Source organism: Priestia sp. SB1, from assembly GCF_038898415.1.
This window is the reverse complement of record NZ_JBBJSS010000005.1, coordinates 52,999-75,617: the sequence shown is the minus strand read 5'-3', so window position 1 is coordinate 75,617 and position 22,619 is coordinate 52,999. Positions and strand designations below refer to the sequence as shown.

The window sequence follows — 22,619 nt, the reverse complement described above, 5'->3', positions numbered from 1 at the left end:
GAAATAGGAGTGAACACGATGAATGAAATAGTCAGGAAAGAGTCGGTTTCCGTAGTAAGAGATACGGAAAAACGAAAGAAAAAATTAAAAACAGAGTCTTCTTTATGGTGGATGTACCTTCCCGGCTTAGTAATTATCACCGTTTTTATTATCTATCCTTTTATTAACGGAATTAGACTTTCCTTTACCAATTGGAATGGATTTTCACAAACATACGATTGGATTGGGCTCCAGCAGTATAAACGTTTGCTTGCAGATCCAACGACTTGGCTTGTGATAAAAAATACCCTGCTCTACGGAATAGGCAGTACAATTTTCCAAAACATTATTGGCTTGTTATATGCTTTGCTTCTCAATCAAAGCATTAAAATGAAAGCTGTAACAAGAACAATTGTCTACCTTCCGGTTATTATCAGCCCAATTATTATGGGGTATATTTGGTACTTCTTTTTTGCCTACCAAGGAGGCGCTTTAAATGACCTTCTTGTATTTTTAGGCTTTGAGAAGATTAATGCTTTGGGGACTCCGGAGCTTAACTCTTGGATTATTGTGTTCGTCAATACGTATCAATTCGTTGGAATTGCAATGATTATTTATTTAGCGGGGCTGCAAAGTATTTCAAAAGATTATTACGAGGCGGCACAGCTTGACGGAGCATCGGCTCTTCAGCAGTTTAAAAACATCACGCTTCCACTGCTCATGCCTTCGATTACAATTAACGTCGTTTTAAATATTATCGGAGGTTTAAAACTGTTTGACGTCATTGTTGCGCTGACAGGAGGAGGACCTGGAGATGCATCGCAGTCAATGTCTACTTTTATGTATGATTTATATTTTAGAAGACAGGACGCCGGCTATGCTGCAACTCAAGGTGTGTGCATGGCGCTCATTATCTTAGTCATTAGCTTATCAGCACTTGTGTACTTTAAGAGAAAGGAGACAGAAGCGTGATGGACTATACAAATAAACGGAAAAAACGGTTTTTTACCTTTCTAGCGCTTTGTATAACGCTCGTTCATATTGTCCCTTTTTATATTCTAGTTACGACTTCTTTAAAGGCAACCGGGGATTTTAGTTCAAAATGGGTATTTCCAAAAAGTATACACCTTGAAAATTTCACAGCGGCTTGGGAGCAAGCCAACTTAGGAAATTCTTTTGTTAATACATTTATCATTACGTTCGTTTCGGCGATTCTGCTTATTTTTTTAGGATCAATGGCTGCGTATCCTTTAGCGCGACGCCAAACGAAACTAAATAAGTACGTCTATTTTATCTTTATCGCCGTGATGGTAATACCGCCTTTAACAGCACTAGTTCCGCTGTACAAAATGGTTGTGAATATGGGGATGATGAACACATACCAAATTGCTATTTTAAATAATGTCGCAGCATTTTTGCCGCTAACGATCTTTTTGTATGCGGGTTTCATTCGCTCCACTATTTCTAAAGAGCTCGAGGAAGCAGCAAGAATTGATGGGGCCGGCACGTTAACGATTTTCTTTAAAATCGTATTTCCGCTGCTAAAGCCTGTCACTGCGTCTATTTTAATTATTGCAAGCGTCTATATTTGGAACGACTATCAGTTTGCAATTTTCTTCCTTCAAGATAAGGAAATGCATACATTAACCGTTACGTTAGCGAGCTTTTTTGCCGAAAATCAAAATAATCTTAGCTTAGTAGGAGCAGCTGCAATCATTGCGATGCTTCCAATGACCATTTTATTTTTAGTGCTACAAAAATACTTTATTGCAGGGCTTTCATCAGGATCTGTAAAAGGATAAAACCAATATGAGGAAGGAAGATGACAATGTCTAAAATCACATTTATCGGAGCGGGAAGTACAGTTTTTGCAAAAAATATTTTAGGAGACTGCATGTTTGTGCCTGCTTTAGCTGGCTTTGAGTTTGCACTTTACGATATAGATGCTGAGCGTTTAAGAGATTCGGAAAATATGCTAAACAATCTAAAAGAAAACTACAAAGTGAATATTACGGTTAAAGCCTATTTGAACCGCAGAGAAGCTTTAACAGGAGCAAAGTATGTGATTAACGCGATTCAAGTAGGCGGATACAAACCAAGCACCGTCATTGATTTTGAAATTCCTAAAAAATACGGCTTGCGTCAGACGATTGGAGATACAGTAGGAATTGGAGGAATCTTCAGATCACTGCGCACGATTCCAGTGCTGTTTGATTTTGCAAAAGATATTGAAGAAGTATGTCCGGATGCGCTGTTTTTAAATTACACCAATCCAATGGCAACACTAACGGGTGCAATGCTGCGCTATACAAATGTAAAGACGGTAGGCCTTTGTCACAGTGTTCAAGTATGTACAAAAGATTTATTTGATTCTCTCGGAATGGATCATGAAGGAATACAAGAGAAAATCGCAGGCATTAACCATATGGCCTGGCTGCTAGAAGTAAAAAGAGATGGACAAGACTTATACCCAGAAATCAAGCGTCTGGCAAAAGAAAAACAAAGAACAAAGCATCATGATATGGTGCGTTTTGAGCTAATGGATAAGTTCGGTTATTATATTACCGAATCGTCTGAGCATAACGCAGAATATCATCCATACTTTATTAAACATAAATATCCAAATCTTGTTGATCAGTTTAACATCCCTCTTGATGAATATCCGCGCCGATGCGAAGAGCAAATTAGCAATTGGGAATCCATGAGAGAAGAAATGGTTAACAACAGTCAGTTAACTCATACGCGTTCACATGAGTACGGCTCTAGAATCATTGAAGCAATGGAGACAAACGTGCCGTTTAAATTTGCGGGTAACGTATTAAATACCGGAGGCTTAATTAGTAACCTGCCGACAAAAGCGTGCGTAGAAGTTCCATGTGTTGTAGACCGAAGCGGCATTATGCCGACTTATGTAGGAGACTTACCTGAGCAGCTTGCGGCGTTAAATCGCACGAATATTAATACGCAATTATTAACTATTGAAGCAGCTGTCACTAGAAAAAGAGAGCACATCTATCAAGCAGCGATGCTAGATCCTCATACAAATGCGGAATTATCCATGGATGACATCATTCGTATGTGCGATGATTTAATTGAAGCCCACGGCGAGTGGCTGCCTGATTTTACAGGGAAAGTGAACCAATACGTGTAAGAAAAGAATCCTCGGCTGAGATCAGCTGAGGATCTTTTGTACTTAGGAAAAGAAGGGAATATCATCCAAATGGATATTGACATTTAAAAATGTTCATCATACACTGTAAGAAGCAAGTCATTTTATACTAAGAAAGGAAAGGTACCGTAGACAATGGATAAGTAATCCTATTTTTTTAGACATTCTTTTAAAACTTTATTTTAAATGAACATTTGTCTAGATAGGATTAGTCTGTACATTTTTAGGTGCCATTTCTATATGTCTTATATGAAGTGATTTCTCCCTTTTTTTACTCTATAAAAGGGTGCATATTTGCGTATGCCTAATTATGACCTCTAATCCTCTCTAGAAATCCTAGGGAGGTTTTTTTATGTTATTGTTAGAAGCTATAAATATTGAAAAAAGCTATGGAGATCGCCTGCTGTTTCAAGCAGAGAAGCTTCAAGTACATCGCGGAGAGCGAATTGGAATTGTGGGGAAAAACGGAGAAGGCAAATCGACGTTGCTTCATATTTTAATGAAAAAAATGAGTCCAGATCAAGGGATTGTGCAAACATATGGCCGTTCCTCACTGATTCCGCAGCTTGATGTTCAAGCTACAGGAGACGTTTCTCCTGAGATGAAAAGTCAGTGGAGCGTACCAACTGAAGCGGACTTTCTTAGCGGAGGAGAAGAAACAAGAAAGAAAATTGCAGCTGCTCTTTCATCCGGCGCGGAACTGCTTGCAGCCGATGAGCCAACGAGCCACTTAGATGTAAAAGGCGTAGAAAAATTTGAAGAAGAAATGAAGTCTTTTACAGGCAGTCTGCTGCTGATTTCACATGACCGAGAATTATTAAACCGCCTTTGTACGTCTATTTGGGAAGTAGAAGGCGGCAAAATTCACTGTTATGAAGGCAATTATCAAGAATATGTGACACAAAAAAAATACGCGGTTGAAAGACAGCAGTTTGAATATGAACAGTATGTAAAAGAAAAGCAGCGACTCGAACTGGCGTCTGAAGAAAAAAGCCAAAAATCAAAGGCGCTTAAAAAAGCGCCGAGCCGCATGGGCAATTCTGAAGCGAGACTTCATAAGCGAGCGGTCGGAAAACAAAAAGCGAAGCTAGACAGAAGCGCAAAAGCGATTGAAACAAGAATTGAAAAGCTGGAGAAAAAAGAAAAGCCAAAAGAAATGGAAGAAATTCATTTTGACCTATCGCAGTTTCACCAAGTGCACAGCAAGCAGGTACTAAGCTTTGACAAAATCTCAGCGTCAGCTGGTGGCCGTATCTTGTTTCAAAACCTAAAAGGCGGTGTGAAGCCAGGAGCGAAAGTAGCGATTGTCGGCAAAAACGGCGCCGGAAAATCTACGCTGCTGAATATGATTGAGCAGCGAACAGAAGGAATCACGGTTGCGAAGCCTGTAAAACTCGGCTTTTTCCATCAGCGCCTTGAAAATCTAGATCCCGCTAAAAGCATTTTAGAAAACATTAAAGAAGACAGTCCGTACACCGAGCAGTTTATTCGTACGGTGCTATCGCGCTTACTTTTCAAACGTGAAGACGTGTATAAAAAAGTAGAGATGCTAAGCGGAGGAGAACGAGTCAAAACGGCATTAGCAAAAGTCTTTTTAGGAAACTATAACGTTCTTCTTTTAGATGAACCGACCAACTATCTTGATCTTCATACAAAAGAAGCGTTGCAAGAAGTGTTAAAAGCTTATCCAGGGACGATTTTATTTGTGACGCACGACCGCTATTTTGTTAAAAAGCTTGCGACGCATGTTTTGACGTTAAAACAGTCCAAAGCGGAGCTCGCGGCGATTGAAGACACGGGTAAAAGCAAAAAAGCGTCACAGCAGCAAAATGAAGCCGAGAAACTTGCGCTTCAACTAGAATTAACAAAAGTGATTAGCGAGCTTTCTATCACGCCAGAAGGAAAAGAAAAGCAGCGTCTTGAAAAAAAATACGAAGAGCTGTTAAAAGAAAGAAAACGATTAAATAGAAAGGAAGGATAATATCACTTCGCCTAACAATGAATACAATGATGTTACTGAACATCAAAAGCGTATTGAAGGAAAATTAACGGATATGAATGTAAAAGGAACGCCCAAAAGAATAAAATGGATTGGCTATGGAATCATTATTTTCTTTGTGATTCTTATTCTAACGATGATCATCAGCGTATTTATCAATTAAAACAAAAAGCAGCCGCTTCAATGTTGAAGCGGCTGCTTTTTTATTTGCCTACTTTTGTAACAATGGCATCTCCATTTTTTCCAACTCGTACAGTAGCAAAACGAGCTTCGCTTTCCACTTTGCTGCCGGTTCCTTCTGGAATAAAGTAATGCTCAATTCCGTACTCAATTCCCCAGTCGTGATAGCTGCCCCTAATGACAACGTCTTTTTCTTTAGAAGTATACGGCTTATTCCAGTCATCATCCGCTTGGTAGATTTTTGCGTATTTATACACGCCTTGTTTGTCAGGACGAAGAACGAGCTTCACTTTTTCTCCGTCTTTCACATGAGGTAAGGTAACGTGCGCAATGTCGTAATTCAGCTCAACATAATCGCCTTGCAGCAGCGAGCGCGGATCGATCGGCTGTAAAGCGAGCTTAATTTCTTTTCCGTTTTGAAGAAGCACTTCGTTTTTAGTGAAAATGCCGCCCAGCATAATGAGCTGAACAAGAATGATGATCCATACAGCGGTTCGTCTGCGGTCAAGAAACGATGGCTGCGGCTGATTAGGCGTTGACAGGTCCCATTTCCTGCTTAGGAAAAGAAAGATAAGACCTAAAATAACGAGCACAAGTGATTTATTAAATAAATCCCACACAAAGTCGTAATATTTCATCGCTAAAAAAACAAACCAGAAAATCATGCCGACCATAAAATCGTATTTTGGCTTTTTTCGTACCGTCACAAATAAAAAGACGGTCGAAATTACAAAAAATATCGTACAGTAAATAATATTTAAAAAAGACGGTTCGCTTAATTCAGTCAGCGACAGTAAAAAGATAAAAGCAAGAAGAAGCGCCGCTTTTTTAAACGCGTGGTGTACGTTTATCGCGTACACAGCGGCATTTAATAGAAACAAAGCGAGCAGCACATAATCTATTTTGATAGTGTCATAGTAAGCAGTCGGAACCTTTATTAACAGAAGCCCTTGCACTAGCACAAAAAGCAGCAGGCGAACGGGCATATGCTTTGTGAATACTAAAAGCGCTACAAGTGCGATGACGTAGATAAAAAACAGAATGTCGTTCACAAAAAAAGAAGCGCCGCCGCTAATTAATACGCCCATCATTAAAAGCGTATATTTCACGGTTGGAATATCTGCTTTAATCCAATAACATGCCACAATCAGCAAAACGCCAGTCACAAGCATTCCGTTTGTTGGGTACGTTCCTGTAATAAGTGTGACAAGTCCTCCTAAAGAGCTGCTGCCGATGACCGATGCAATGGCCGTAATCCCAATCACCGCTATTCGTTTGATTACGCGGAGCGAGGTTTTTTGTGCTGACGTGTTAGCAGTGAGCCATTTGACAAACCATACGCTTGCACCAATAAATAAAATCACGAATCCTAAAGCTAAGAACAATGACCATTCAGCGTAGTGTTTAAAAATAAAAGAGAAAAACTGTTCAATAACAAATAAAGCAAATGCCACAATGGAAATCCCTAAAAACGACCTTTGCGGCTCCACTTTTGAAAAATAAAAAAAGGAGCTTAGTAAAAACAGCAAATAAAAAATAATAAGACCAATCCGTAAGCTAGAGCTCCCTGTGAAATCCGGCAGGGAAACAGTTAAAAAAATGTAGTGAAACAAACAAAACGCCGCATACATGATCACAGGAGACGAGCGCCGTTTCTTTTTTATGATCCAAAAAATAATCAAGTTCACAAACGCCATTCCTGCGTAAAGTAAAAGCGTCTCGTGTTCGCCTCGCTGTGAAACTGCGCCTGTTGGTGAAATGAAAAAAGCCATGGTGAATTGAAATAAAACAAACGATAACACGTAAAACGGCTGATACTTTGTAAAAAAGCTAAACAAAATAACCGGCACAAGCCAAATTAAAAACAGCCAGTACGATTCAGCGTGCGTGTTGTAAATTTGAGAAAGAAGCGCGATGCTTAATCCAAATGAAAGAGCGCCGGCCAAAAGAGTCCAGTGACTTAAAAACGCCTGCTGAGGAAGCAGCTTTCGCACTGCAAATGCACTTCCGTAAAACAGCAGCATCAGCCCCACGCTCAGCGCAATTTTAATGTAGCGGTCAAAGCCTTGCCAGTTCGATGCAAAGAAATATAAAATGCCGGACAAAACAAGAGCCAACCCCAGTAAATAACCGAGTCTTACGAGCTTTTCTCTCATACTCAACCTCCTCTTTATATTATGTATATACTAGCGCATGTTTAAATATTTGGAAATAGAAAGAATGAATGCGTTTTAACAAAAAAATTGTGTAAAAAGGCCTTTTAGTGGCGTGGAAATAACAAGAAAAGTAGTCCGAAAATCTTGATAAATTGTCAATGGTAAGATAGTTTTGGTTATTTTATCCTGAAGAGTGGGTATTGAACTAAAAACCTACATTATTCCCAAAAAATATAAGAAAACATGCCGATGTGCTCTCTTTCTTTATTTGATAAGCTATAAAAGGGAATTACTGTTAGAGAAACCAAGAGATAGATATAAAGGAAGTGTCATCATATGAATGAGATGTTTGTTGCTCATCTGTATATCCAAGTGAAGCAGGCACATGAAGATATCCAGCAGCTTACGGCTAGTAAAAACACGTTAACGGAAGTCAAAGGCGAGCTTGAACGTGCAAAGGAAAAGGTAAAAGAACCAGAGCTCACTTCCGCCACTTGGTCAGGCAGCCTTGCTGTTGGGTTTGAAGACATCCGCACCGCTATGTTAGACGAATACGATGATTTGCTGACCCGTCAGCTGACGGATGCCATCACGACAATTGATGCAAAAATTACGGCGCTTCAATCAGATATACAAGGGATGGAACGCGCCATTAAAATGCAAGAAGACGAAGCAAAAGATAAGGTGTGATGCAATATGGCAGACGAAATTAAAGTAATAGATGGTGAAATTAATAGAACGCTTAGTGACCTAAGCGCTGCTGCGCAGCAGTTTCAGCCGCTTTTTCCGTTTCACGTAGGAAGCGGACAAGAACTAGAGGTGCTCGATGAATTAAACCAGCTGAACCAGCAGCTTCAAGCGTTAATTGTGGACTACAAGCAAACGCTCCTCGATGATTTGAACGCCACCAAAAAATCCGTGCAGTCCATAAAAGAAGCAGATGAAAAAGCTGCAAACGCCGCTAAATAATGTTCATATTTTATATAAAGCTATCAAAAACAACCTTTCAACCAGCATAGATGTGGCATTCAAATAAAAAGGTTTTATCTAGCGGATGATGCAAGCCTTGTAAAGAGGAGCGTCCGCTTAGGTTTAGAAAAATGACGGGCGGTTGTTCGTTAACCATTTGTTGTTCTTCTACATCGATACAGCTAGGAGGTTACAGATTATTGAAAACACTTGATGTCGATGCTTTTCACGAAAATATTCAAGCTATCTTAGACTCTATTAAAAGTCAAAAAGAACAAACTCAGGGCCTGATTTCACAGGTTCAGGCATTTTCAAGCTTAGATGATGCGTTTAAAGGAAAAGGAGGAGAGGCGATTCGGTCTTTTTACGAAACGGGACATGCTTCTTTTTTAACGCTGTATCATTCATTACTCACTTCCTATGAAGCTCGACTAACTCAAATCACACATGCGCTGCGCTCATTCGAACCGAGCGAAGACGGCTACATCACGCAGCCCTTTCTGCAAGACACTATTCCCGCGCATTTAAATCAAACAAGAAATACAACCGTCTCGCTTGTCGATCAAGCGAATGCAGCGATTCAAAAAGTCAGTCACCTTGCTTCTGTTTCAGCGCTTAACGACCAAGGTTTTCTAACAGAAGTAGAACAAGCAAAAAACAAAGCGGACAAAACGATGAACGATTTAGTCCGTTTTGACGAACAGCAAACGCAAAGCCTTTCAGCCATTCAAGATCAGCTGACATCTTTAAACTCGCTGCTTTCTAAAGTGAAAGCTGGGTTTCAAAATGGTTCCATTCAGCCGGGCAATGTAAGTGAGCTGAGCGCGTTGGCGAAAAAAGCGATGACCGATTCAGGAGGCGTCTCGGTTTTTGAAAAAGGCATTCCAACAACCTTGACAAGAAAAGAAAAACAAGAGAAAGTGATAAAGGAAGTAGGCCTTAAAAAACTGATTCAACTTCAGGCAATGACGCCTGCTGAACAGTTAAAAGAAATTCATAGGCTTGAAAAAACCTCGCCTTACATAAGAGAAGTACTAACGCAAATTCAGCAGGATACAGCACCTGCTAACATGAAAAAATTAGCCGAACTGTCACCTGCAGAGCAAGCAGTGGAACTGGAAAAAAGTCCATATTTGCAGGCACTCAACGATTCTTCAACTGTAGGCATGCTAACGTCTCAACAGATTCTTCAAAACGCTACGGGCGTTGAGGGAATGCTTATGCAGTCGGTGATGAGTCAGGGAAAGATTAGAGATGTGACACCTGAAAAAACTGCTGAATCCTTTGACTTTACAGAAATCTGCGAGAACCCTGCGGCTAAAAAAGAAGAAACTGGTATAAAAGCTGTAGTCAAGGACGTAGGAGAAGGTGCTATAACTTTAGCAAAAGGTACAGTTACGGGTACTAAAGGCGTAGCACAAGACGTTTGGGCCGGTATGGGGGAGAGAGCAGATAAACGGTACAACTCCTTGTATGACTTTGGAAACTATATAACGATGGGCGGATTTGATGGCGCTGTTTCCTTCAAAGAAGGCTTAATTGAGCGAGGAGAAAAATCGTTTGATTCACCGTATGACTTTGTCAATCACGCAACGATGGGACTCTTAGATGTAGGACAGCAGGCACTTAATCCGGAAAAACCTCTTTCAAAAGAGCACTGGGAAAACAGCATGTTTCTGTTTGCGAGCGTAATTGGAGGAGCGAAACCCGCAGGAGCCGTAAAATCCGTTCCAAAAGTAACAAACGTTCCGCGTGTACCTGCCCATAAAGCGACCAAAACACTAAGCGATATGCGAAATGTCGTCAGCCCAAAAGCAGCAAGCAATTGGTCGAAGAAGGTATATGAACCTGTTCAGAAGAAGCTTCAACCTTTATTAGATGCTGAGATACCGACTTTACGTCCTCAACCTCAACTGTTAGGGATAGGAGAGGCGTTACCTGGAAAGACCTTTGGTGAAGCGTTACATGGGTTAACGACGTATAATATTGGACGTGTTTCAAAAGGCCAGTCGAATGCGTTGGAGAAAGTGAAAGAGCCTGGTGGTAAGGGTAGGGGTAATCCTGAAAAATCAGATGGGAATTTTAAAGAATATAGAAATGCTAGTCTAAATAAAATAAAAAAACAGTTAGGTATACCAAGGACACAACACCCTATAAGTCAAAAGATGGTTCCTTTAACTGATGGAGCAGGAAATAGAATATTAAATGAGATGAAACAGCCTGTAATGACAAGAGAATTGACATACGAAATAAATGGTCAAACAGTAATAATACAGGATCATTCAGCAGGTCATAAGTTTGGAGAAGGGGGGATTGGTGATCAGCCACCTCATTACAATGTAAGGCCTCCAGAGAATACAAGAACTGGTAAAGTAGAAGGAATGGAGGATCATTATTATTTTAATAAAAGAAATAAAAAATAGGTTATATATTTCATGTAGATATGTATTGTATTTATATCAGAGATATAGTCTTGATTAATTATAAAGCGTGTAAGAGATAGACAACGTATTAATAGAAATAGAGGAGTGTATATATGATTAACTCGAATAGGATAATGAACCCTCAAGCAGTTACAGGCATTTTTGGTAGGATGCCAATGTTTAACAATTCTGAATTATTGAGTGTTCAAATAAAAAGAGATGGTCCGACATTATTTATTCAATTATCTACTAAAGAGATTGTAAAAAATAAGCCTAAACGGTGGGGCGAATGGGACATAGTATATATTGAAATGTCATTTTTGGGTGTGAAAGAATTGGAAATCAATTCATTTGGAACTATTAATGAAATTGAGGAATTCGAAATTGAAGATATTGGGGAAGGGGGATCTATAAAAATTCAATGTACTAATAGAATGTCTATTACGTGTTTATTTGACTGGGCAAGGATTGAACAAATAAATCCTGGTTTAATAGGTACACCATAAGAATTTATTAAAAAAGGCATAAGTATAAGAACAAAAAAACTTTGTATTTGCATTCAGAGTGCACGATAGATAGAATATATTTATTTAGATGAATATGGACAATGCCGAGGTTGTTTCTGGTGCCACAGAGGATTATTTGAATGGAAATTATTTCACCAGGAGAAAAAACAAAGCGGTATTGCAATGTTTGATATACTAAAAGAAGGCGATTTTAAGTTTGAATTTAGCGGTTTTGGTAAAAATCGTGGTATTTGGACGTTTACACGAGAGAATATTCAACCAAGCTCAATAAGAACCAAAACAAGTCACGTGCTAAGCGTGGCTTATTTTGGTGGAAGCTAATAATAACCACGACGCATGAACGATTTAACTAAACAACTTTGAAATAAGAGAAGCATGTAAGGTGCTACTCTTTATCAATAACTATGTCCTATGTAAAAGTCAACATACATGTTAGGTTTTATAACATAAATTTCTGAATAATCATTTACTTATTCACTTATTTCATGGTATGTTATATGACATAGATATTGTAACTTGCAATATGGGCTGGAAATTAGCCATTGCAATATATACTTATTTTTCTAAAAATGCACCTGGATAAGCTGGTGCTCTATACATATATGAATACATCTACGTATAGCTAGTCAAAAAGAATGAAGGCTTTTCTATTTATAGTGCTGATTGTTCTTTGGGCTGAGTATAGTTATAGTAGGTGAAATTTTCAAGGCAGTTATTTTGGTTTTTAAGCTGAATTTTTGGAATAGTTTGTTATTTTATTAATCAATGCTTTGCCACTTAGAAGTAGATATAAAAGTTTCCTAATAAAAGAAAATGCAGACGGAATTTAATAAGTTTTTTGGAATTTGTGGGCGATTTTCTCACTTTTTTATCATTTTTGAATAGTTTATAATCATCAGACAATTATACTGTGATATAGTTATAAGTGAGACAGAAAAAGGTGTGTTCTTAGGTCGCACCTGAATTTTTTTACTACGTAAGCAGGAGCGCCTACATCTTTTTACAAATATAGGGGATGAGGAAGGTTATAATGAGCAACGTACAGAAAAAAACAGACGTTATCTTAATTGGTGCCGGAGTCATGAGCGCAACTTTGGGATCATTACTCAAAGAGTTAGCACCTGAATGGGACATTAAAGTATTTGAAAAACTCGCAGACGCAGGGGAAGAAAGCTCGAACGAATGGAATAATGCAGGGACGGGCCATTCTGCGCTGTGCGAACTAAACTATACATCAGAAAAAGCTGATGGATCTATAGATATAACGAAAGCGATCCGAATTAACGAGCAGTTTCAGCTGTCAAGACAGTTTTGGTCTTATCTTGTAAGCAGCAAGTTGATTCGCAATCCGCAAGATTTTATCATGCCAATTCCGCATATGAGTTTGGTACAAGGGGAAAAAAATGTATCGTTTCTGAAAAAGCGTTTTGAAGCGCTGTCAAACAATCCGTTGTTTCAAGGAATGGAGTATTCCGACAGTCCTGACAAACTAAAAGAATGGATTCCGTTAATCATGAAGGGGCGCACGTCAAATGAACCGATTGCCGCAACTAAAATTGATTCGGGAACAGACGTAAACTTTGGTGCTTTAACACGCATGTTGTTTGACCACCTGAAGAATAAAGGGGTTCACGTTCATTACAAACGAAGTGTAAAAGATATTAAACGTAAAAGTGACGGTATGTGGGAAGTAAAAGTCGCAGATGTAGACAGCGGAAAAGTTGAGTACCACACGGCAAAGTTCATCTTTATCGGTGGTGGAGGCGGAAGCTTGCCTTTACTTCAAAAAACAGGTATTCCTGAATCCAAGCATATTGGAGGATTCCCGGTAAGCGGATTATTTATGGTATGCAATAACCCTGAAGTAATTGCGCAGCACCACGGAAAAGTATACGGAAAAGCCAAAGTCGGAGCTCCGCCAATGTCAGTTCCGCACCTTGATACACGCTATATTGACAACAAAAAGACGCTGTTGTTTGGCCCGTTTGCCGGCTTTTCACCGAAGTTCTTAAAAACAGGTTCAAACCTGGACTTAATCAGTTCTGTAAAGCCGAATAATATTTTAACCATGCTAGCAGCAGGCGTCAAAGAAATGGCGTTAACAAAATATTTAATTCAGCAAGTGCTGTTATCAAATGAAAAACGTGTGGAAGAACTGCGTGAGTTTATCCCGAACGCGAAAAGCGAAGACTGGGATATTGTTGTAGCAGGCCAACGTGTGCAGGTAATCAAAGACACGGAAGCCGGAGGAAAAGGAACGCTTCAGTTTGGTACAGAAGTTGTAAGTGCCGCTGATGGTTCTGTTGCTGCACTTCTTGGCGCTTCTCCTGGTGCGTCAACGGCCGTTCACGTTATGCTTGAAGTATTGGAAAAATGCTTTCCAGAAAACATGAACAAGTGGGAGCCAAAAATAAAAGAAATGATTCCTTCTTATGGCATGTCGTTAGTTGATCATCCAGACTTCTTTAACGAAATTCATGCGTCTACTTCACAGACGCTTGGTTTAATTAAAAAAGAATCCGTTTATAGCTAAAGATTTTACGCCGTAACAAACAGCACATGCGTATGTGAAGAAATCTACAGGCGTGCACAAACACCACCTTTTCTTGAGGTGGTGTTTTAATGCTCTTTATTTATGTAGAGTTTGATTTAAGAGTGGTATTGATTGCTTCCAGGCTGAAGTTTCAAATACTTCCACGCCGCAATTGCATCATCGCGGCTTTTTCCTTTGTTTTTCGGATCGTTAAAAAAATCGCGAATAAAGCGGTTGTACTCAAACTGAGGCGCAATTTCTTTTTGATAAGAAGGCTGCTTTTTTCGTTTTTCTTCTTCATGCCACGCTTTTACCACATCTCGATAGGTTTTCCCTACATTTTTTTTAAAGTAGTTTTGAATATACGTGGAAAAATGAAACGTAGGATGAATGGCTTTCTTAAAAAAAGCCCGTACTTCTTGACTGCAGCGGTGATTTTCCCCAATGACGGTATCTAATGTTAGCGGCGCTTTCGTTTTAGAGGACGAGCGTCTTTTAGAAGGTGATTTTGATTGTTGAGTGTCACCGGTTGTTAAAAACACTTCAATTCTTTTTGAAAGTTCCATTTTAGATCCAGATGGGCTCATGTTGTTTTCTCGGCAAAATTGCTGCAGTTCGGTTTTGAGCCAGTAAAAGTCCGTGAAGTCATTGATAGATAAATTTTTTGTAAGTTCGGGTCTCATTGTTTTCACCTCCATATATTTACAAAGTAATTATAGAACGTTTGTTCTTGTTGGTCAATTGTATTAGAGAACTATGAAGGGATGTTTTTATATTTCTTCCTATTTTATAAAGAAGAAAAAGCATCTAGGCAAGAGATCTCTTGCAAATTCTAAAATCAAACAATTACAATAATAGAAAGGAGTTGATCACATGACGCTACATAAAAAAGTCCTTTCTACGATTCTAGGAGGAGCTGTCGGAGACGCTTTAGGCGTTCCAGTTGAGTTTAAAAAGCGCGATTCATTTCGAATTACAACTATGACCGGCTACGGTACGTATAACCAGCCTGAAGGAACGTGGTCAGATGATACATCTCTGACGATGTGCTTGATTGATAATCTACTAGAAAAACAAGATGAATACGATTTGATGCAAAAGTTTGCGAACTATTGGTCGGATGGCTACTGGACGCCGTACGGAGAAATGTTTGATATTGGCATTGCCACAAGCGAAGCGATTCGCCGCTATAAAAGCGGGCTTCCTAAAGAAGAGTGGGGAGGAAAAGGTGAGTATGACAACGGAAACGGAGCGCTTATGCGTATTGCCCCGCTTGCGTTTACACTATGTGATGAACCTAGCTTTACAAAAAGAAAAGAAGAAATAGAAAGAATTGCGCACGTCACGCACCGCCACTTGCGCTCTACGCTTGGCTGCATTATATACGTGGAGCTGCTTATTCGTCTTCTTGACGGCGACGAGCCTTTTGAAGCATATGAAAACGCGGTAAATCTCTGTCAAAAGCAGTTAACAGGTACGGAGTATGAAGCAGAGTTTTCTGCGTATGAACGAGTGTTAAACCTAAGCTTGCCGCACGCAGCGAGAAATGCAATCGGGTCAACTGGATACGTCGTCAGCTCGCTAGAAGCATCGCTTTGGTCTTTTCTGCAAAGTGATGACTACGAAGAAGCTGTACTTACTGCTGTGAATTTAGGAGAAGACACGGACACAATAGGCTTTATTACGGGTACTATGGCAGGAGTATATTATGAGCTGGAGGGCATTCCTGAAGAGTGGGTTTGTCAGCTTGCTAAAAAAGAAGAGTTAGAGAAGGCTTGTAAGAAGTTTGCGGATATATGTTAATGGATCATAAAAATTACTCAAAAGTTCGGAGGAGATAAAGTGAAGTTTTGTATGGATTTTGGCGATACCAATTTTATTGGAGTGGCAAACGCAAAAGAGTACCAATCATTTGTCGATGAGGATTGGGAGCTAGACCAGCTTCTGAACCACTTCGGCAGTGAAATGAAAAAGAGAAATATCCTAGTATGTCAAATGACAGAAGAAGGAATTGAACACTCCTGGAACGTAGAAGTGAATATTGGAACAGAGTCGGATATAGATACATACTTTAGGAAAGCAACAGGTTATATAAATGTAACCAATCATCAGCTTTATCTCGTAGATTATGACTGCCTTACGATGGCCGCCCAGTTTGAAGATCAGTTAGTGCCTGATGAAAACTGTTTTAAGTATAGAATAGATATTAAAAACGGTATGTACAAGCTCGAGCTTATTCAATTTTATAATGTTGACCAAGATGAGTATACAGGAAATGACCAAACAGATCTTTTATTGAACTTTATTAAGATGGAGCATGTTGAAGAAACAGCCGATAAGGTATTTTGGTGTACGTATTAAGTAGTAAACGTACCGTAGGCTACTAACTTAGAGGCGTAGTGTGCCGTTCTAAGGCATCCTATCTTATTTATATATTTACTGAAACCCTCTGGCTTTGCGTCAGAGGGTTTTTATGGTCAAAATCATTTATAATATACTTTTACATAACATACAAACTAAACGTTAAAGAAAGGTGATCACAGTGCCAAATGCATGGGATGCAGAACAAATCGTATCATCAGCGCTTGCCAAAACGCTAATCGAGACGCAGTTTCCAGAACTTGCGCCCGCTACAATTTCGCTGCTTGGCTACGGCTTTGACAATACGGTTTATCAAGTAAACGACCGCTTTGTGTTTCGGTTTCCAAGAAGAGAACTCGCAGTGAGACTATTAAAAACAGAAAATCAGCTTTTACCAAGTCTTGCTTCTCAGCTGCCTCTATCGATTGCAGAGCCCATTTTTTTCGGTAAGCCGAATGCAGGCTATCCTTGGCCGTTTACGGGCTATCACTACGTGCAAGGAACTCCGCCTGCAAGATTAACAGAAGAAGAGCGTGTACAATCGGCTTCTGTATTAGCAAGGTTTCTTCGTGCGCTACATCACTATCCTCATCTAAAAGCGCAAGAGCTTGGCGTGCCGTTTGATGAGCTAAATCGGCTTGATATGATGAAGCGAAAGCCTGCGCTAGAGAAATATGTTGAGCAAATGAAAGAGCATAACCTTTATTCTAACCAAGGAGTTCTTGAAGACTATGTAAATGACATACAAGAAATTAAGTATCAAGAAAAACATGTACTAGTTCACGGAGATATTCATATTAAGAACATGATTGTTGATCAAAACAATATGGTTTCAGGCATTATTGACTGGGGAGACGTTCATATTGGTCATCCGGCAGTTGACCTAGCGATTGCCTATAGCTTCCTACCATCTAAAGGAAGAGCTCGTTTTTTCAAAGAATACGGAGAAGTAGATGAAGAAACGCACAGGCTTGCAAAATGGAAAGCCGTATTTACAACCGTAGTGCTTGTGGCACATAGCTACGATCAAGGAGATAAACAAACGTTAGAAGCGGTTCTAGAAAGCTTGAACCTGATTTTTCAAGAGTAATAAAACTGTAATAGAATTTCTGTTCAATTCCTGTATAGTTAAGAAAGGATAAAAATAAAAACAACAGGTGAAGCAAACGATGAATACAAGCCACTGGAATGAATCAGCAGCACATTTACTAGAAAGGTGGATAAAGCTATATAAAGAAAAAACATTTCTTATTGAAGAAACGGAATCTTTAAACATACTAAAAGAAGAAGTAGACGGGATGGATAAAGAAAAATTCCTCTCCATAGTAGAACGTCAGCTGCAGAAAGTGTATGACGAACTGGAAAAAGAACGGACAGAGTACAATATGAACAATAGTGAATATACAATGGTGACGTTTCTTTCAAGCGACTATCCGGAGTACATAAAAAAGCGTCAAAGCAATATGAGACAGTTTGAACAGTTAACAAACATACATAGGAATGTGACAGAGTTTTTCGGAAAAGAACTTTTTTCTGAAGCGGATATGGTAGCGTTTAGAAACGACTTTTTTCAACTAACAGAAAGACATGCTAACACGTCATTGCTAAAAGAAATCAAGGAAAGCTGGAATGCTTATTTGCCCGCGTTCGTTGACTTTCAAAAAAAGCATGAGCATGTAAAACAAGCGATAGCCACAGTACTCGAAGAAGACAAGATTTTGAAGCAAGAATGGCATCAGCTAAGCAAAAACAAATTGGTGACCAAACAAAAAGCGACCGCCTTTCGCACAAAGCAGCATGAGCTAAATGAAAACATTCGAAAAGCCACAACTGCACAAAAACAGTTACTCGAACTGCACTGGCCGGATGTTCGCAGTCAGTTTGATGCGCTACAAGAAAAAATGAGCGGAAGTCTTTCTACCGTGCTGAAAGAAACGGAACGCAGTATGGAAGTGATTAGCCAAAACGATGCAAATGAACATGCCAAGTTAAAGCAATCACTTACCGACCTACATGCAGTCCACAAAGTCGACGCTCATCAAACGTGGTTAGCGGCTTTTATTAAAAAATCACGACCATTTTTTAACGAACTGAGTGAAGATATAAAGGATACTCGGTGTCAAGAGCTATGGAACCGAATTTACGGCATGTATAAAGGAATAGCAGTAAACGAGTTTATTGTTGCATATGAAGAATTTTTAGCGCTTCAGCCGCTTGCCAGTGTAAAAAGCACGGAAATACCAAAGCCATTAGCTCGGTTAAAGGTAGATATAGAACCTGTTACACTGCCATCCTACGCAGACTTTCCCGTGCTCAAAAAGCAGCAATCATCACGGCGCACTTTTCCTATTTTAATAGGAGGCGCTATTGTCCTGGTCTTATTACTGACGATTGTATATATGAATCGTGACAATCAAACGGCAGAAACAAGCTCAGATATAAAAGTTACGGCCAGCACGAAACCGTTAAAAAATGAACAGCCTAAGCCAGATGCTGTCAGCAAAACGGAGCTTGAAAACTTTTTTATCTCCTATAAAGCTGCTTACTTTTCAAGTTTAAACAGCGGAGACTTTAGTGGGATGGCACCTTATATCGACTCGAATCAGCCAGTGTATAAACAGCTGAAAAGCTACATCACATCACTTGCCGGCAAAAACGTATCGTTTGCTAACGATCAATTTTTAGTGACAAAAACAGAGTCACATGATGACGGAACCTACAGCATTTATACAAACGAAGTGTACACGTTCACTGATTCATATGACGCGAGCACGCAGTTCAAAAAAGAACGAATCTACCATGTGAAAACTGCTGGTAAAGACAAACTTCAAATTACTAAAATTGATACATTAACAGATGAGCAGAAGCCGGTGGAAGAGTGAATGGTTTCTGAGAGATTATGAACAACCGCTAGTTCCTTTTTGGAGCTAGCGGTTGTTGTGGTTGGAGGCGACTTTTCCTTTTTTGGTAGAGTGGTAGCGACTATTTGTGAGTCTTTCATTCATTAAGCTCATGTCTCTCCTAGTATAAGTGTGGTAGTATCGAACATGTATAAAATATAGGTCGTAACATAAGTAAAAGGAGGTGCTATGATGAAAAAACGCACAAAAATAGTTAGTGCAGTCATTGCTGGAGCTACTATTTTAATAGGAGGTATATGGATGGGAAATGAAACCCGTTATCCAAACGTCCCCGCTTTTAATGATCACTTTACACGAGAATTTTTAGAAAAAGATAAAAAAGTAGATGATGGATTTTATGAGTTTAAATCGAAGACAGGGCAGTATACGATGTGGTTTCCAGAGGAGTATCAGTTAATTCATGAAAATAAAGAAGACTACTCTCTCAATGGAAATGCTTATGAGCGATGGGTGGCTTCTTCGGAAAACTCCTTTAATAATAAAAATGGAATTTCATACATAAACGTAGAACTGGCAGAGAAGGTAAAAGAAAATGAGGAGGTAAATGTAGAGAGTCTGTTCAAAAAGAACCTACATGTGAATCAACCAAAAAAGATAGAAACAGCGCATATCAGTATATATTACGATTCAGCATATACATATTTTAAAGGAACTGAAGAAAAAGTTGTAAAGAACAATATCAAGTATGTTCCAAATACATATGTAGCATATATAGCAGATGAAAATACGGATAAAGTAATCGAGCTTTATTACAAATACACTGGAGATCATTTAACAGAGAAACAAGGGGAAAAACAAGAAAAATTCATTTTTAAAATGCTGAAAAGCGTAAAGTTCTAATATCTAATAGGGGAAATAGGCAAGAATGAAAAAGGAATTCGTGTTCATAAAACAACAAATTCCCTATTTCAATACTCTTCTCAAAAAACATTAGCAATTCCAGTTTTTTTCAATGAAATGAAATGCAGGCCGTAAATTTGTTTTATTAGCAATTGAAATAAGAGCGGGAACAACCGAAGGATCTGTTTTAGAGAAATTAGGAATCCGCGGATTTAACCGGAAAAACTGATCGCCTAAAAGCTCAGAGCTGACCATTGATTCATAGTAGCTCGATCCACCAGAGATAATCTGAAGAAATGGCAGCAAGGGTTCATTAGGAGACCGGTCTAAAAGCACTCCCCAATTTGGCGGAAGGTCCTCCATATCTTCAGGTCGTATGTTATCGGCACTAACCATTCCCCATCCCTTGGTATCTCTTCTTAATTGAGTGGGCTGCTCACCTGTTCCGATGGACAATACGGCAATTTGATCCAACGGCTGCTTTGCTTTCCCTACTGCAAACGCGATACTAGCTGTACTGGTATTAGTTGCTACTGTATACCCATCCACGTAGTTTTGATAAGCTCTTTGCGTTGCGGGAGCAGCGCTGCTCCTAAGTATTACGTCACTCGCTTTTTCATTAAGATAAGGGGAGCCAGGAAAGTTATGAAATAACACAGGATTCCAACGGTTCAGCTCCGGTGAAAATAAGTGAAAGGATGGCACAACAATTCGTTTCTTTAAGTCTCTAAGGCGAAGGTCTCGGGGGAAAAACGTTCGTATGGCTTTAATAAAACCAGAATAGGGTAGTTGTTGGTTAAAAACAGGTCCGCCCGGTCGGGAAACGCTGAACGCCGGTAAGATGTGATCTTTGAAAAACTGAAACGTCTCTTCTGGTGATCTTCCGCTTGCTAACGCAAGAGCAGTAAATGAACCAATTGAATTTCCTGAAAAAACATTGGTTTTACTAATTAACTCTGGGTTTCGGTGAGCCAATCTATTCAGAAGCTGTAAACTTAAAGCACCTAAAGTACCGCCTCCATCAAAGGTCATAATCCGATATTTTGTCAAAGGTGATTTCTCCTTTCAAATTTCATGAGACGTATCATTCTGTATATATTTATTTTATGTGTTGTAGAGGTATGATTATCTCTTTTACCGCTCCTTTAGAAGCCAGGTTATGTAGATGAACATTCTTAGAAATAAATAAAGACTCTAACGAACCAAACCATCGGCTAAATCTTAGCCGATGGTTTTATTTGAGTAGATGTTGTTAATAAGGAACATTTCCTTGCTTAATTACAAAAATAAGAACAAGAAAGAGTATGAAAATGGAAATGAAGCTGAAAATATTATACTCATAACATTTCGTTCCTTCTTTTAATCTTTTCATTCCCTTTATAAGTGCAGGTCAAATCTAAAATAGCCCTTTTAAAGAAATTAAAGGAAATATAATACCCGTTTATACAACATTTTATTGTAAGATAGATTAGTTGCATATGAATCGAATATTAGTAGGTCCACACTAACTTATCTATTTTTAGTGTAAGGAATCAAGAAAGAGTCAGGGAAAGGTCAAAATGTCTAAGACAAGGTATAAGAACCAAAAAGAATCCAATGAAGCAATTGCAAAAGCTTATATAGAGAACAATTATACAAATAGTCAAAATAAGCTGTTGCTAGTATCAAAAGCTAATTACGGGAAAAGAAGTTCAAATGTATGTTACTCGGCAGTAGACGATAAAGGTATGAATTTTTATGAATTTAACAACAACGCTGAACAGAATTTAATGTTAATTGAGCGGTATGAATGGGCTGATTTCTCTAGCGTTACAATTGACCATAGCATTGCAAAATCAGTATTTACATTTGTAGGTCATGGTGAAAATAGAGATATTACAATAGAGGTAAAAGGAAAGGAAGTAGAGCAAGTTATTCGTAACCACTCTTCTATGGAAGTTAACGTAGTAAAAAGACCTGTCTGGACTAAGGTATTAGGATATCGTTCACAGACAACTTGGAAAATGTTTATGGCTTCTACTGTTTACACCTTAATTCTTTTATTCATATTACATCCCTTATTACCAGCAGCTACTCATAATTTTATTATGGGACTAGCTTTACTAATTCTGTTTTTAAGCATCACAGGCTTATTTGTTGGATTAATAAAGCCAAAGTGGGTATTGCCTAAATTTAAAATCAAAACAAGAAAACGTGTATTATTTTCTTATCTATATTTAATTATTAGTTGTTTTTTTATTGCTGTAGCTTTTACAGATGGAGAATCAACTTCTACCCCTGCTTCAACTCAAGTAAGTTCTTCGCAAAACAGCGTCACTGTTTCATCTAAAAAAGATGGTGCTGATAGCAGCAAGCAAAAAGTTGAAAAGAATGATAGTGATAAAACAGCAAAAGAAGAGAAAAGACAAAAAGCTGAGGAGCAAGCAGTAAAAGAAGAAGCAAAACGAAAAGCTGAAGAACAAGCAGCAAAAGAAGAAGCAAAACAAAAAGCTGAAGAACAAGCAGCAAAAGAAGAAGCAAAACAAAAAGCTGAAGAACAAGCAGCAAAAGAAGAAGCAAAAC

Annotated in this window: 19 protein-coding genes; 16 read left to right on the top strand and 3 right to left on the bottom strand. The window is 38.9% G+C overall.

Annotation, left to right across the window (positions count from 1 at the left end):
* Nucleotides 1-18 precede the first annotated feature (18 nt).
* The 4 genes from WKH56_RS18535 (at nt 19) to abc-f (ending at nt 5,129) form a co-directional block, all read left to right on the top strand.
* Nucleotides 19-951 (top strand): carbohydrate ABC transporter permease, encoded by a 933-nt coding sequence (locus WKH56_RS18535; protein WP_033579310.1) that lies wholly within the window; start codon nt 19-21, stop codon nt 949-951.
* Nucleotides 951-1,781, top strand: a complete 831-nt coding sequence (locus WKH56_RS18530; protein ID WP_014459693.1) for a carbohydrate ABC transporter permease — start codon at nt 951-953, stop codon at nt 1,779-1,781. Before WKH56_RS18535 ends, WKH56_RS18530 begins: the two co-directional genes overlap by 1 nt.
* Nucleotides 1,782-1,807: 26 nt before the next feature.
* The gene (gene melA, locus WKH56_RS18525) at nt 1,808-3,130 is read left to right on the top strand and encodes an alpha-glucosidase/alpha-galactosidase (RefSeq protein ID WP_014459694.1); all 1,323 of its coding nucleotides are present in this window, start codon (nt 1,808-1,810) and stop codon (nt 3,128-3,130) included.
* A gap of 370 nt (nt 3,131-3,500) precedes the next feature.
* Nucleotides 3,501-5,129: a ribosomal protection-like ABC-F family protein gene (gene abc-f, locus WKH56_RS18520; protein ID WP_310883890.1), complete on the top strand. Its 1,629-nt coding sequence runs from the start codon at nt 3,501-3,503 to the stop codon at nt 5,127-5,129.
* A gap of 221 nt (nt 5,130-5,350) precedes the next feature.
* Here abc-f and WKH56_RS18515 read toward each other — a convergent pair whose 3' ends face one another.
* A complete protein-coding gene (locus WKH56_RS18515) occupies nt 5,351-7,483 on the bottom strand; it encodes a GDYXXLXY domain-containing protein (protein WP_310883889.1) in 2,133 nt (710 codons plus the stop codon).
* A 336-nt stretch (nt 7,484-7,819) separates the two neighbouring features.
* Here WKH56_RS18515 and WKH56_RS18510 point away from each other — a divergent pair, with 336 nt between their 5' ends.
* From WKH56_RS18510 to WKH56_RS18485, 6 genes are all read left to right on the top strand, one after another.
* Nucleotides 7,820-8,173, top strand: coding sequence for a YwqH-like family protein (locus WKH56_RS18510; protein ID WP_063247809.1), 354 nt, complete (start codon nt 7,820-7,822; stop codon nt 8,171-8,173).
* A gap of 6 nt (nt 8,174-8,179) precedes the next feature.
* Entirely contained in the window at nt 8,180-8,452 is a 273-nt protein-coding gene (locus WKH56_RS18505) for a DUF5344 family protein (RefSeq protein ID WP_014459698.1), read from the top strand.
* Nucleotides 8,453-8,652: 200 nt separating this feature from the next.
* Nucleotides 8,653-10,875, top strand: a complete 2,223-nt coding sequence (locus WKH56_RS18500) for a T7SS effector LXG polymorphic toxin (protein WP_342836167.1) — start codon at nt 8,653-8,655, stop codon at nt 10,873-10,875.
* Nucleotides 10,876-10,988: 113 nt separating this feature from the next.
* Nucleotides 10,989-11,381 (top strand): immunity 50 family protein, encoded by a 393-nt coding sequence (locus WKH56_RS18495; protein WP_243494762.1) that lies wholly within the window; start codon nt 10,989-10,991, stop codon nt 11,379-11,381.
* Between the two features lie 183 nt (nt 11,382-11,564).
* A complete protein-coding gene (locus tag WKH56_RS18490; protein ID WP_155726330.1) occupies nt 11,565-11,723 on the top strand; it encodes a hypothetical protein in 159 nt (52 codons plus the stop codon).
* Between the two features lie 709 nt (nt 11,724-12,432).
* Nucleotides 12,433-13,935: a malate:quinone oxidoreductase gene (locus WKH56_RS18485; RefSeq protein ID WP_013083523.1), complete on the top strand. Its 1,503-nt coding sequence runs from the start codon at nt 12,433-12,435 to the stop codon at nt 13,933-13,935.
* A gap of 116 nt (nt 13,936-14,051) precedes the next feature.
* On the opposite strand, the gene WKH56_RS18480 is transcribed toward WKH56_RS18485, so the two are convergent.
* Nucleotides 14,052-14,618 (bottom strand): DUF6434 domain-containing protein, encoded by a 567-nt coding sequence (locus WKH56_RS18480; RefSeq protein WP_310883885.1) that lies wholly within the window; start codon nt 14,616-14,618, stop codon nt 14,052-14,054.
* Nucleotides 14,619-14,808: 190 nt separating this feature from the next.
* Here WKH56_RS18480 and WKH56_RS18475 point away from each other — a divergent pair, with 190 nt between their 5' ends.
* The 5 genes from WKH56_RS18475 (at nt 14,809) to WKH56_RS18455 (ending at nt 20,057) form a co-directional block, all read left to right on the top strand.
* Entirely contained in the window at nt 14,809-15,738 is a 930-nt protein-coding gene (locus WKH56_RS18475) for an ADP-ribosylglycohydrolase family protein (RefSeq protein WP_310883884.1), read from the top strand.
* A gap of 51 nt (nt 15,739-15,789) precedes the next feature.
* Nucleotides 15,790-16,296, top strand: coding sequence for a hypothetical protein (locus tag WKH56_RS18470; protein WP_310884525.1), 507 nt, complete (start codon nt 15,790-15,792; stop codon nt 16,294-16,296).
* Between the two features lie 181 nt (nt 16,297-16,477).
* Nucleotides 16,478-17,386, top strand: a complete 909-nt coding sequence (locus WKH56_RS18465) for a phosphotransferase (protein WP_310883883.1) — start codon at nt 16,478-16,480, stop codon at nt 17,384-17,386.
* 79 nt (nt 17,387-17,465) lie between these two features.
* On the top strand, nt 17,466-19,178 hold the full coding sequence (locus WKH56_RS18460; protein ID WP_310883882.1) for a TcaA NTF2-like domain-containing protein: 1,713 nt from the start codon (nt 17,466-17,468) through the stop codon (nt 19,176-19,178).
* Nucleotides 19,179-19,388: 210 nt separating this feature from the next.
* Nucleotides 19,389-20,057, top strand: coding sequence for a hypothetical protein (locus WKH56_RS18455; RefSeq protein ID WP_033579271.1), 669 nt, complete (start codon nt 19,389-19,391; stop codon nt 20,055-20,057).
* A 90-nt stretch (nt 20,058-20,147) separates the two neighbouring features.
* Here the strand turns inward: WKH56_RS18455 and WKH56_RS18450 are convergent, their stop codons facing one another.
* Nucleotides 20,148-21,107 (bottom strand): patatin-like phospholipase family protein, encoded by a 960-nt coding sequence (locus WKH56_RS18450; protein WP_115654134.1) that lies wholly within the window; start codon nt 21,105-21,107, stop codon nt 20,148-20,150.
* Between the two features lie 509 nt (nt 21,108-21,616).
* On the opposite strand from WKH56_RS18450, the gene WKH56_RS18445 reads away from it, so the two are divergent.
* Nucleotides 21,617-22,619: hypothetical protein (locus tag WKH56_RS18445; protein WP_342836165.1), on the top strand; the 1,003-nt coding region annotated here is incomplete at its 3' end.

What these genes read in the sequence shown, in the direction of transcription:
- WKH56_RS18535 (WP_033579310.1), top strand. Translation starts at nt 19, where the DNA reads ATGAATGAAATAGTCAGGAAAGAGTCGGTTTCCGTAGTAAGAGATACG.
- WKH56_RS18530 (WP_014459693.1), top strand. Translation starts at nt 951, where the DNA reads ATGGACTATACAAATAAACGGAAAAAACGGTTTTTTACCTTTCTAGCG.
- melA (WP_014459694.1), top strand. Translation starts at nt 1,808, where the DNA reads ATGTCTAAAATCACATTTATCGGAGCGGGAAGTACAGTTTTTGCAAAA.
- abc-f (WP_310883890.1), top strand. Translation starts at nt 3,501, where the DNA reads ATGTTATTGTTAGAAGCTATAAATATTGAAAAAAGCTATGGAGATCGC.
- WKH56_RS18515 (WP_310883889.1), bottom strand. Translation starts at nt 7,483, where the DNA reads ATGAGAGAAAAGCTCGTAAGACTCGGTTATTTACTGGGGTTGGCTCTT.
- WKH56_RS18510 (WP_063247809.1), top strand. Translation starts at nt 7,820, where the DNA reads ATGAATGAGATGTTTGTTGCTCATCTGTATATCCAAGTGAAGCAGGCA.
- WKH56_RS18505 (WP_014459698.1), top strand. Translation starts at nt 8,180, where the DNA reads ATGGCAGACGAAATTAAAGTAATAGATGGTGAAATTAATAGAACGCTT.
- WKH56_RS18495 (WP_243494762.1), top strand. Translation starts at nt 10,989, where the DNA reads ATGATTAACTCGAATAGGATAATGAACCCTCAAGCAGTTACAGGCATT.
- WKH56_RS18490 (WP_155726330.1), top strand. Translation starts at nt 11,565, where the DNA reads ATGTTTGATATACTAAAAGAAGGCGATTTTAAGTTTGAATTTAGCGGT.
- WKH56_RS18485 (WP_013083523.1), top strand. Translation starts at nt 12,433, where the DNA reads ATGAGCAACGTACAGAAAAAAACAGACGTTATCTTAATTGGTGCCGGA.
- WKH56_RS18480 (WP_310883885.1), bottom strand. Translation starts at nt 14,618, where the DNA reads ATGAGACCCGAACTTACAAAAAATTTATCTATCAATGACTTCACGGAC.
- WKH56_RS18475 (WP_310883884.1), top strand. Translation starts at nt 14,809, where the DNA reads ATGACGCTACATAAAAAAGTCCTTTCTACGATTCTAGGAGGAGCTGTC.
- WKH56_RS18470 (WP_310884525.1), top strand. Translation starts at nt 15,790, where the DNA reads ATGGATTTTGGCGATACCAATTTTATTGGAGTGGCAAACGCAAAAGAG.
- WKH56_RS18460 (WP_310883882.1), top strand. Translation starts at nt 17,466, where the DNA reads ATGAATACAAGCCACTGGAATGAATCAGCAGCACATTTACTAGAAAGG.
- WKH56_RS18455 (WP_033579271.1), top strand. Translation starts at nt 19,389, where the DNA reads ATGAAAAAACGCACAAAAATAGTTAGTGCAGTCATTGCTGGAGCTACT.